Below are 11,706 nucleotides of genomic sequence, written 5' to 3'. Positions count from 1 at the left end.
GATGGCAGAAAAGAGTGGATTTTTTAACAGTATTAACGGAGATCGTAAGTATAAAGCAGACTTTTTCGCGGAATATTTTTCAAGTTTTATAGGCAATGGAGTTTTCCCAAACCCTAGTACAAACTTACAAACATTATCGAATGGTGATATGACCATAACCATAAAGCCTGGTAAAGCATGGATCAAAGGCTATTACTATAATAATGATGATGATTTAGCCTTAAATATTGAGAATGCGGATGGAATACTAAATAGAATTGATAGAGTTGTTTTAAGATTTGATGTTATAACTAGAGCTATCAATGCAAAAGTGAAAAAAGGTACTTTTGCTACTACGCCAGCAGCTCCAGAGCTACAGAGAGATGCGAACGCCTATGAATTGGGAATAGCTGATATTTATATTGGTAAAGGGGTTTTAAGTATAAGCCAACCCAATATAACAGATCTTAGACTTGATAATTCAAAATGTGGGATAGTCCATGGAACTATAGACCAAGTAGACACGACAACATTATTCAATCAATATCAAACCTGGTTAACTCAAAAGAAAAGCCAATATGATACAGACCTTTCTACTTGGACAACTCAAAAGAAAACAGATTTTCAAGCTTGGTATGATTCTACTAAAACAACAGAACAATCACAAATAGATGCTATGGAAACTCAATTTGCAAATGATTTTAACTCATGGTTTTCAGGAATAAAAAATACTTTAAATGGCGATATCGCTGGAAACTTAACAAATAGGGTTGATGGTATACAAGTCTTACAGTTGGCCCAGGGATCTTCAAACGCAATAATATTAAATGGTGTGGATCTTATTGATGGAAGTTCAAAAAGCTTCAGAGTTGCTTATAATAACAATGGTACAAGCACACTTGTTAATGGAAGGCCGCTATATAAACCAAACACAACAACACCAGCCAATTTGATAAAGGGTAAGGCGGTTACAATTTGGTACGATCTGGCGGGTGATTGTTTTTTTATCAAGGCTAGTGCCGAAGGGAACACCATTGCAGCTCATGTACTAGCGAATGAAACTTTTAGCAATGATAATGATACAGGCATTGTTGGAACTATGCTAAATCAGCCAGCTTCAGTAAGTGCGGTAAGTGTTGGAGTTAGTGCGTTCTACCCTAACAATAGATACTTCAGATTTCCACAAGGGGCGTATATAACAAGCACAACAAGCGGCTACCCAGAAATAGTTGCCACAGCCGCTCAAATTGATTCAAATATCGTTTCAAATAATATAAAATCTGGTGTTAAAATCGTGGGCGTTTCAGGAAGTCCAACCGTTATCGACAGCGCAGATGCAACCGCAGCAGCAAACCATATTTTAAATGGATATAGTGCCTATACTAAAGGGGTAAAAGTGGCGGGGAATATCCCTTCCAAAGCTGCCGCAACAATAACACCAGGAACAACGGATCAGACGATACCAGCCAATACATATACAGCTGGCCCGCAAATAATCAAAGGTGATCCAAACTTATTAAGCCAATATATTGTAGCTGGAAAAAGCATTTTTGGGGTTGATGGATCTGCAACAGTTGAAAGTTTGGGCGGATCTTATACATCTTTTTATAGATCAACAACAAGTTATCAATATGCAACCCCTTGTGTTGCAATAGACAATGATGGTTGTCCATATTTATTGGTTTGCAATACTAACTATGGCACAGTTGATTTAATAAAATTTGATGCTAAATTAAATGTAGTAACAAAAGTGTCATGGCCTAGGCCATCAGACACAAGCGCACCATTTATAAGGTTTGATAGATGGACAAATTTATTATGGGTAAATATCGCCTATGGTGGAGGGGCTAATTCAGGTTGGTATGATACTAATTTACAATTTGTAGGCTGGACATACAGATCAAATAGGTGCTTGGCCCATTCTCCAACAAGTTATAGTTACGTGCTTGATGATAGCAACGGAGACATCTACAAAGTATCAAGGTACAGCCGCGATGCCAATATACAGAGGTTTGATATAAACGGAAATTTAGTTTATTCTTCAACGATCTCAAGTGTTTTCCAATCCACGACAGGGGGAAGTCTTATTACTTCAATAGGACTATCTAAAAACTGTATTTGGATAGTAGACAGTTTCAACAACGGTACTACATCTTATACAAAAGCCAATAAATCAGATGGATCGAATGTTGCTAAAGTCAGTCTTAGCTCGATCTATCAAGTTGGTTTTGTAGGAAATGGAACTACTGATTATGTATTTAAGCCATTTAGGTCAAGTACAAGTTCTTCAAGTTCATACGGTGGTTATATATTGAAGGAATCTGGGGCGCAAATGTCAATAGGTTACGCATACAACGCAGGATTCAGCCCAGCGGGGCGATCAGTGATAGTGTTAGGGACAAGTGAAGGAAGTGGATCAAGCGCAACTGGAACTGGCGTTACTGTATTGGATGGTGATGTTACCTCAATTCCACAATCATATCCATTTGGCGGTCTATACAATGAAGGTAGCGGATTTGTTGGGGCCGCTGGTAATGCAAATAATGAATTTGTAATGCTTGCAAACGCAAGAAATATATTAAAATTTAAAGTTTAGGAGGATATAAAATGATATTTATTAGAACTAACGAAAAAAATGAGGTTACATTTATTAGATAAAATTTTAATTATGATCTTAATGAATTTGATGTAAATGAAGGCTATGTATTAGATAAAAATGAGCCTGAAATTGTTGAGGTCGAGGGGAAACAATCAATACTGGTATATGATAAAGAGCATAATGAACTATACTACAAATATATTGATATAGCAAAAGAAGTTGATCCAGTTGAAGCAAGATTAAACGAACTTGAAGCCGCACTTGTAGAGATTGCAGCAATGTTAGGAGGTGCAAAATAATGGTTGTTATATATGTTAGAAGAATAAAAGAGGGGATAATGACAATCGAAGAAGTGCCGCCATTATGGAGAGATAGAGTAGCGGCGATTTTAGCAGCTCAATAATAAATGTCATGGCCTAAATAACAGACTTTTGATAAGTCTTTTTTTTATGGCCTTTTTTAATGTTGAATGAGTAGGTGTGTTATGGATGAATTAATTAATATGGCCTTAAAACAGGGCCTGGGGTATGGAATGTTTGCGTGTTTACTGGTTTATGTATTAAGGACCACAGGCGAAAGAGAAGCGAGGTATCAAAATTTATTAGATACTTTGGCAGAAAAATTTAATTTAGTTGAACATATTCAGGAAGATGTAAGAGAGATCAAAAGCAAAATAAATGAAAAGAGGTAGAAATGATATGAATAAAATTGATTTAAAGGCAAGATTAAAAAATAAGAGTTTTTGGGTGTATATTGCAAGTGCAATTGTACTTTTAAGCCAACAATTAGGATTTAAAATATTCCCTGATAATTGGAATGATATAGTAAACACAGTGCTTGGAGTTCTAACAATGTTAGGAATCGTTGTGGACAATAGCACAACAGGAATGAGCGATAGTGTAACAAAGGAGGAATTGCAATAATGAAAATAGGATTAAGGGGCGGGCATAGCTCCAATTGTATTGGGGCAGTTGGGATCGTTAATGAATACGAACAAATGCAGCAATATTTCAAATATGTTAGGGATCTATTAATACAATATGGCCATACTGTTATAGATTGTAATAGCAATGGCAGCAACGCAAATGCTGAATTATCTGAAGGAGCAGCCGCAGCAAATGCCGCTAATGTGGATCTATTTGTAAGCCTTCATATGAATGCTTTTGATGGATCAGGCCATGGGGTTGAAGCGCTTGTTTCATCAGAATCAAGCAAGGCCCTTCCATATGCCCAAAGGTTATGTAATAACTTTGGATCGTTGGGATTCACTAACAGGGGTGTAAAATATGTAAAAGATTATGAAATGAACCATATTGCAGCTGGCAACATAATATTTGAAATATGCTTTTGTGATAGCGAAACGGACATGGACATTTATAGGGGTTGTAGCTGGCAACTTTTGGCCCATAGGTTTTGCAATGCATTTGATTCAAATATACCAGCAGATCCAGCCGCCGCAGCAACAAACAAAGGCTATGTAATTACAACCTATTTGCCGCCTGAATCAGCTTCATATGATGGGGTTAACATAAATAATGTCTTGAAGTATTTCAATGGTATTACGTGCTACGTGAGGGGCAATAATAAAGGGATCTGGATCGAAACACAATATTTGGATATGAGCAAATGTAATGAGTTGAAAAATAAATTAGAATCATGGTTCTATGAAATAAAATGGTAAGTTTTTATGGAATAATGTAGAAGATTATTGAAATATATAGTAAAATGTGAATAATACTGAATGACTATAGAATTTATAGGGGGTAAATATGAATAAGAGTAAATTAAGAAAGAATACAGCTATCGGATCAATAATACTTCCACTATTTTTATTAAATACAATAGGAGTAAGTGCTAAAGGTCAAGAAAATGAGATAAACACGATGAGTACGATTTCTATATATTTTAAAGGTGGCGATATTGAGAATGTATCTGCTAATGTTCATGATTTTTATTATAGAGATGATGAGGGTGACGCATACTATACTGGTGATGTATCTAAAGTGTTTGATCCAAATAGTTTGACATCAAATTCTATAGCATTGTTTATAGGAAATGATGGTAAATTACAGTCACGTGCTAAAATTGATGCAGTTTCTTATATAGATAAAGATGGGAATAAAATCCAGATTGGCGATTTAGAAGAAACGTCAAAAAATGAAGTTACAGATAGTACAGAAGAAAGTAAAGTTGCTGATTTGAATTCATCCCAAGTAGGAGCAAGCGGAAGATGGACAACCGAAGGTCCTGGTGGTTTAAAGTATATTGATTCTAACGGTTCACCACACGAGGGGTGGCTAAATTTTGCAGGTAAGACGTATTATTGTAATGGAGGTGTCCCAGAAACACACTTCTTAGTAAAAGGTGATAAAACTTACCTTTTTAGAGATTCGGGAGAACTTTTTAAGGAAATTCCAACAGTAGATGGAGTTGTTGAAAGTATATTTGATAAAAATGAAGATGGGATTCTAGATGAGGTAGAAATTCCTAATGGAGCTTCTGATAGGAATGCAAAAAAATATATTGTAGACGGATCGAGTACAGACGCCTTTAAATATTTTAATAAAGACGGAACGATAGCAAAAAACCAAATAATTCAATCAATTAACTCAGATGGAGGTGAAAGTCTTTGGTTTGTAACAGATAAATATGGATATATAGCACGCCAAAAAGCTAAATTAAAAATTAATGGAAAAACATATATAGAATATCACACTGGATACAATGAGAATTCTTCGAGTGTAATAAACGATCCAGATACTAACGAAGAAATACTTATAAATTTGGATAAATCTTTAGGCACATCGTACCACCCAATGTATATAGCTTGCAATGAGTGGGGAGATACTGGTGCCTACAGATGGTATCATTCAGATTCAGAAGGAAGAATAGAAAAAAGTGTTTGGAGACAAAATGACGCTAAAACTAAATGGTATTATTTAGATGAAAAAGGCATAATGGTAAGATATAAATGGATTCAAATAGGTGGTGACTGGTACTATTTTGATCCTGAGGGTGCTATGGTAACCAATAAAACAATAGATGGATATAGATTAGGTGCAGACGGTAAAATGATTTAGTAAGAGAAATTAAAATTTATATGAATGATTTATAATAATTATAGGGTATAAAGTTATGGTAAATATTACCAATATTTGCATATTGCATAATTCAATGCCTCCTAAGAAAAACTTCGTTGGATGCTAAGTTCTTGAAATAATTAAATCTTCAATGAAAAATCCTTATGTTTTATTATTATATCATAATAATTTGATAATGATTACCATCTAAAATTATAAGATTTTAAGTTTTATTGTTCTGCCTGGATTTAATGTGACGAGCAGATTACTTGCCACGTTAGGGGTTAATTATGCTTTTTAGTAAAGGTTAATTTCAGTCCTATGATCACAATGAAGAATTGTAATATATAGAATATAGATTTTAGTAATTCACCCATATTGATTTGAGAATTGATTTAGTATATATTTAATCTAATGGGGGCAGATCCTCGAAGATTATTTCTTTAGGCTTTTCAAAACCATTACAACAGCGGTTAAGAAAGTACCTATTTTAAGTGCGAGATTGGTTAGAGCGTCGAAAACTTTACCAATCTCTTTTATTATGTTTACTAAATTCTATTTCTGCTTCCCTCCATTATTTTAGCGTATATATTTATCATATTATAGATGTCACTAGACGCCTATAAAGTTCGTAAAATTATTATGCAACTAAGAATAGAAATATACTTAAGTGTGGATAATTTTTAGGAGTAAAAAATAATATAAAAAAGTGTTTGTTCGGTGTTTATTCTCCAATTTTAGAGCAATTTTAATGGCTTTTGTTTAATGTATAAAATGCTTTGAAACGTAGTAGAATAGCACCCTTTAGAACTTTATAGAATGTATTGAAAGGCATGGAAGGAATCCCGCTGGGAGTACCAATGTGCAAAGAAGAATGGCTTAACTGCAATGGTTAAGCCGTTTTTATTTATTAAAAAGGTGACGAAATGATGACCAAAAGTTTATTTGAAGTAAAAAGATGACTAAAAGTGACCACAAATTAGAGTTATTTATTATCATCATTAAGGGGTTTATATTTAAATATATTATCAAGTAATGCAGCAGTATTATCTCTCATATCATCCATGACATGAGTATAGGTGTCTAATGTTTCAGATATACTTTTATGTCCAAGTCTTTCAGATACAACTTTAATATTTTCGCCATTAAATATTAATAACGTGGCATGGGTATGTCTGAGGGCATGAAATGTTATCTGTTTGAGCTGCATGTAATTTTGAGGAATATTTTCACCTTCTCTTTTTAAATCATCAATAGATTTTCTATATTTGTGTATAGATTTAGTGAAATTCATTGATAGGTTTCTAGGATCACACATTGAACCTTCACGATCTAATACTACAAAATCAGTATCAAGTGCATCACATTTAATTGATTTTAAATAATCAGTTAATATTTTAGCTAGAGTTATCTTTCTATGGCTTGTATCAGTCTTTAATATCTCTGAAAATACCAATATTTTTAATTCTCTATCATAAATAACCTGATTATTAACAGTTAGATACCTATCTTCGAAATCAATATCATACCATCTTATTCCACAGAGCTCTCCAACACGCAAGCCAGTAAATATTTCTATTAAAATTGGTGTGTAGAGGTATGAATCGTGAATCTTATCTAAATAAAAATCAATTTCCTCTTTAGTCCAAAACTCGACTTTAGGCTTATTCATAGGCTGCTTTTCTATGTCAGTAGGTAGGTTATATATTAACTTACTTTTTTGAGCATATTTTAAAACACCATTAACAGTTTCCATGATTTTTTTTACACTGGAAGGCTTGAGGCCTTCTCCTATAAGGCTATTATAAAAATCTTGAATGATTGCATTAGTAATTTTATTTAACTTGTATCCGCCCAATTTTGGCACTATGTGAGTATCAATTCTTGACTTATAATTTGTCTTGGTATTTATGCTTATGTGTTTAGATTTATATTCGTCAAACCATTTTAATATATAATCCTTAAATAAGGTATTACCTTCAGTTGGAGCAATAAATCCTTTATTTCTTTTTGATAAGATTCCAGTAACCCATGCTTAAGCTTCTTTTTTAGTTTTAAAGCCTTGCTTTCTTTCAACGTTCTTTTTACCATTTGTGTATCCAAGGCTTACTGTAGCTCTCCAATTGGCTTTGATAGATTAAATTATATGAAGAAAAATAGATTTCATTAATGAGTTTTATCTAAAGTAAATACGAAATAGGTTTGGGATAATGGAGGGTGAACAATATCATAACTAAAGGATAAGTATACTTGATTTAATAAGAATATGCCATTGATAAGTATAAGAAAGACCATAAAAGAATTGCAATTAAAGCTTTGACGATAAAGAAGGAAACAATGGAGATTTTTTCAACGGTAATAATATTTAATACATTATACAAGTTAGTATTAATAATTTATCATTAAGAATAAGTGATAAATTTATATATGTATAAGTAAATTTGTAAGTAGAGTGCCTTTAATACTAGAATAACTAATGATTAAGGCACTTATGCTATTAATAAAGTATCATAATATAAGTATAGTTTAATAAATTTATTTAATACTAAAAAATACCTAAAATTAAATAAAATATACAGTTATCTTACTTAATATATATTTTAAGATATATATTCCAATAATCTTTTTCCTGTAAAAGATGAAGAACATTTTGTAATGCCACTAGGATATCCCATATATACAAGTTCTCCTCCATTAAAGCCCCCTAGTGGACCTAAATCAATAATCCAGTCAGCTTGGCACATTATACTTAAATTATGTTCTAATATTATAACTGTTTTTCCTTTATTAATTAATTTATTAAATAACTGTATCAATTTCTTTATATCTGACTCATGCAAGCCTGTGCTTGGTTCATCCAATATGTAAATTTCCCCAGCGTTATTTAAAAGAGTTACAGCAATTTTTAATCTTTGAAGTTCTCCACCTGACATTGTGTCAAGAGATTGACCGAGTTTAATATACCCTAGATTTACTTCAGAAATAGTATACAATATTTTATTTAGCTCTTTGTCAATAAAGACTGCCAAAGCTTCATCAACAGAGAGGTTAAGGATATCACTTATTGTATATGAACTGTACTTATAATTTAATATTTCTTGTTTGTATCTTGTTCCATCACATAATTCGCAAGTTTCTTCAACATCATCCATAAAAGCTAAATCTGTTTTTATTATACCTTTTCCTTTACACAAAGGACATGCACCTTCTCCAATAAAGCTGAATAGTGAAGGTGATTTACTATTTGCTTTACCAAAGATAGCTCTAATTTTATCAAAAAAGCCCATGTATGTTGCGAGTATTGAGCGAGAAGAGGTATGGACTCTTTTTTGGTCTAAGAGTATGCTGTTTGGATACTTGTCAAGGAAAAGATGTGTAATCAATGTACTTTTACCTGAACCGGCTACTCCAGTTACAACTGTTAAGGCATTCCTAGGTATTTTTATAGAAATATTTTTCAAATTAAACATATTTGCATTATTAAGCTCGTAGAATTCGTGAAACTCCTTATTTTCTGTAATTATTTCATGTCTATTAGATAAAGCATTTCCAGTGGAAGTATCACTATTTAAGAGCTGCTTATATGTACCTTCAAAAGTAATTTCTCCACCTTTAACTCCTGATTCAGGCCCCATGTCAATAATGTGATCTGCTATATTTATTACATCAGGATCATGTTCCACAATTATAACTGTATTTCCTTTTTCTTTAAGCCCTTTGAATATCTTATTTATACCAGTTATATCATGAGGATGTAATCCAATGCTAGGTTCATCGAATATATAGAGAACATCACTCAGACTGCTGTTTAAATGTTTTGACATTTTAATTCTTTGAGATTCACCACCAGATAAAGTATTAGTTGTACGATTCAATGTAAGATAATTTAATCCCACTTCTTCTAATGTACATAAACGCTTGAGAATATCATCAATAACTGTTTGAACTTTTTGTTCATGGACTAATTGAAGAAAAGATTTCAATTCACTTATTGACATATCAGTACAATCACCAATTGACTTTTCATTGATTTTGCAGGACAAAATAGTATCATTAAGACGTTTTCCATTACAATGAGGACAGATTTGTTCATCAACAAGCTGCTCAAGTTCTTTTTTATATTGCTTTTGATCTTTTTCTAAGAATGAGTTTCTGATTCTTGGAATAAGTCCAATATATTTTGCTGTCTTATGCCAATTACTTGTAGGATTATCAGGAGCTTTTTCTTCTTCATAAAGTAGAGTATTAAGTTCTAAATCTGAGTAATCTTTAATTGGTTTTTCAATATCAAAATAACCAGACTCTGTATAACGACTTAATCTCCATCCTCCGGGTTGAAATGTTGGAAACTTAATAGCACCATCATTTAAGCTTTTGTCAAAGTCTATTAATTTATGAATATCAATATCTTTAATTACTCCTAATCCTTGGCAATAAGGACACATACCATTTGTATTATTAAAAGAAAAATTCATTGAGTAGCCAACAAAAGGTTTCCCTATTCTAGAAAATAGAAGACGCAGTAAGGTATATATATCAGTGACGGTACCAACTGTTGAACGTGCATTTCCTCCTATTTTATTCTGATCTATAATTATAGAAACAGGAAGATTGTTAATTTTTTCAACATTAGGCCTGCCATAGTGGGGCAATAATTGTTGAACATAAGAGGAATATGTATCATTTAACATCCTTTGGGATTCAGCAGCTAAGGTATCGAAGATTAGAGAAGACTTCCCTGAACCAGATAAACCTGTAATTATTGTAATTTTCTTCTTGGGTATATTTATAGATATATCCTTAAGATTATTTTCATTTGCATGGAAGATTTCAATCATTTCTTTTGACATATTAGCGCCTTCTCTCTTCAAAAACACTGCTCACTTTTAGGCATAGCTCAGCAAAAAGTTTTTGTTCACTTGGAGTTAAGGCAGAGGATGCAATTTTAGCTAAATGTTCATGACCTTTTTTTATTTCTTTTAAAAACTTGAAACCTTTATCTGTTAATGCTGTCCAAAGAGCCCTTGCATCGGAATCGCTTTTTTCTTGTTTTACATATCCCTTATCTTTAAGAGCTTTTAATCCCTTAGATATTTTAGAACGTGAAACACCTAAGTTAATGCTTAATTCTGCAGGGCGACTTCCATTTGTGTGATATAAGGATTCTAATAAATCATATTGAAACCAAGAAATATTCTCTGTATTTATCGTATTCCTTTCGGCAACAAGTTCACATTGAAGTCTCGATAATCCCTCTTCTAATTTAGAAGTATATAATTGTTTGTTCATAAAGTAAGTATCTCCTTAATATTTATAAAAGTAGTTTCTTTATGGAAACTATTTTAACATTTTTGCAAAATGATTGCAATATGGAAACTATTTTTAGAATAACAATAGTAAATCAATATAGATGAACATAGTTGAATATGCTTGACGTATCCCGTTGGGATTACCATAAAAAGCCTGTAGCTAATTGAATAAATAAGCTGCAGTTTTTTGGCATTATTATAATAAGAAAGGTATGTTCTTGCTAAACAAATATTAAATCAATGGTGCAATAATGATGCAGTGAATTGCACAAATTATAGAAAATACTAAGCTGTAATAGAACTGATAAAATGGCTTGAATACTAGTGGTTAGAGGGAAACAAATACTAAGAGGGAAATGATTTAATCGAATCCAGAAATCGTAGGTTATAAAAGCATCTATAGAAATATAGGTGCTTTATTTTATGGTGTGCCCAGCATGGGCACGCGCTAATCGGTGAAAGTCCGTAATGGGGGCTGATAGTGCTAACCATTAGCTTAAGACAAGGGTGTCCATCGCAAGGTGGAATCTGAAGGAAGTCGGCGGCAAAGCCTTGGTCTGAGGAATACGAATCACATCTGAGGCTCAATTCTGTGGGTAAACTTGCCATACAAAGTAAAGCCCAATAACTATCCGAAACAGAATGAGTAAATGTGGCAGATAGATGAGGTGAAAGTGCGTGCTCTTACCTGGGGAGGTCTGATAGATAAGTGCCAAATGAATTAAATTTCTAGGATACA

Annotated in this window: 8 protein-coding genes and 1 pseudogene; 6 read left to right on the top strand and 3 right to left on the bottom strand. The window is 32.8% G+C overall.

Annotation, left to right across the window (positions count from 1 at the left end):
- Position 1: 1 nt before the first annotated feature.
- From KEC93_RS25330 to KEC93_RS25310, 6 genes are all read left to right on the top strand, one after another.
- On the top strand, positions 2 to 2,575 hold the full coding sequence (locus KEC93_RS25330) for a hypothetical protein (protein ID WP_077869617.1): 2,574 nt from the start codon (positions 2 to 4) through the stop codon (positions 2,573 to 2,575).
- A gap of 301 nt (positions 2,576 to 2,876) precedes the next feature.
- Positions 2,877 to 2,981 (top strand): CD1375 family protein, encoded by a 105-nt coding sequence (locus KEC93_RS26800; RefSeq protein WP_274597740.1) that lies wholly within the window; start codon positions 2,877 to 2,879, stop codon positions 2,979 to 2,981.
- An 81-nt stretch (positions 2,982 to 3,062) separates the two neighbouring features.
- Positions 3,063 to 3,269, top strand: coding sequence for a BhlA/UviB family holin-like peptide (locus KEC93_RS25325; protein ID WP_026886724.1), 207 nt, complete (start codon positions 3,063 to 3,065; stop codon positions 3,267 to 3,269).
- Positions 3,270 to 3,276: 7 nt separating this feature from the next.
- On the top strand, positions 3,277 to 3,501 hold the full coding sequence (locus tag KEC93_RS25320) for a phage holin (protein WP_077869621.1): 225 nt from the start codon (positions 3,277 to 3,279) through the stop codon (positions 3,499 to 3,501).
- Positions 3,501 to 4,259, top strand: coding sequence for an N-acetylmuramoyl-L-alanine amidase (locus tag KEC93_RS25315; RefSeq protein ID WP_077869618.1), 759 nt, complete (start codon positions 3,501 to 3,503; stop codon positions 4,257 to 4,259). Before KEC93_RS25320 ends, KEC93_RS25315 begins: the two co-directional genes overlap by 1 nt.
- 88 nt (positions 4,260 to 4,347) lie before the next feature.
- Positions 4,348 to 5,658: a hypothetical protein gene (locus tag KEC93_RS25310; protein ID WP_077869619.1), complete on the top strand. Its 1,311-nt coding sequence runs from the start codon at positions 4,348 to 4,350 to the stop codon at positions 5,656 to 5,658.
- Between the two features lie 985 nt (positions 5,659 to 6,643).
- Here KEC93_RS25310 and KEC93_RS25305 read toward each other — a convergent pair.
- From KEC93_RS25305 to KEC93_RS25295, 3 genes and pseudogenes are all read right to left on the bottom strand, one after another.
- Positions 6,644 to 7,792 (bottom strand): annotated as a pseudogene (locus KEC93_RS25305) (tyrosine-type recombinase/integrase).
- A gap of 466 nt (positions 7,793 to 8,258) precedes the next feature.
- Complete coding sequence (locus tag KEC93_RS25300; protein WP_077869620.1) at positions 8,259 to 10,508, bottom strand: ATP-binding cassette domain-containing protein; 2,250 nt, start codon at positions 10,506 to 10,508, stop codon at positions 8,259 to 8,261.
- A 1-nt stretch (position 10,509) separates the two neighbouring features.
- On the bottom strand, positions 10,510 to 10,947 hold the full coding sequence (locus tag KEC93_RS25295) for a MarR family winged helix-turn-helix transcriptional regulator (protein ID WP_041900644.1): 438 nt from the start codon (positions 10,945 to 10,947) through the stop codon (positions 10,510 to 10,512).
- Between the last annotated feature and the right edge of the window lie 759 nt (positions 10,948 to 11,706).

The organism is Clostridium beijerinckii (assembly GCF_018223745.1).
Taxonomy (GTDB): domain Bacteria; phylum Bacillota; class Clostridia; order Clostridiales; family Clostridiaceae; genus Clostridium; species Clostridium beijerinckii.
This window is presented reverse-complemented; position numbering and strand designations above follow the sequence as displayed.

What these genes read in the sequence shown, in the direction of transcription:
- KEC93_RS25325 (WP_026886724.1), top strand. Translation starts at nt 3,063, where the DNA reads ATGGATGAATTAATTAATATGGCCTTAAAACAGGGCCTGGGGTATGGA.
- KEC93_RS25310 (WP_077869619.1), top strand. Translation starts at nt 4,348, where the DNA reads ATGAATAAGAGTAAATTAAGAAAGAATACAGCTATCGGATCAATAATA.
- KEC93_RS25320 (WP_077869621.1), top strand. Translation starts at nt 3,277, where the DNA reads ATGAATAAAATTGATTTAAAGGCAAGATTAAAAAATAAGAGTTTTTGG.
- KEC93_RS26800 (WP_274597740.1), top strand. Translation starts at nt 2,877, where the DNA reads ATGGTTGTTATATATGTTAGAAGAATAAAAGAGGGGATAATGACAATC.
- KEC93_RS25330 (WP_077869617.1), top strand. Translation starts at nt 2, where the DNA reads ATGGCAGAAAAGAGTGGATTTTTTAACAGTATTAACGGAGATCGTAAG.
- KEC93_RS25300 (WP_077869620.1), bottom strand. Translation starts at nt 10,508, where the DNA reads ATGTCAAAAGAAATGATTGAAATCTTCCATGCAAATGAAAATAATCTT.
- KEC93_RS25315 (WP_077869618.1), top strand. Translation starts at nt 3,501, where the DNA reads ATGAAAATAGGATTAAGGGGCGGGCATAGCTCCAATTGTATTGGGGCA.
- KEC93_RS25295 (WP_041900644.1), bottom strand. Translation starts at nt 10,947, where the DNA reads ATGAACAAACAATTATATACTTCTAAATTAGAAGAGGGATTATCGAGA.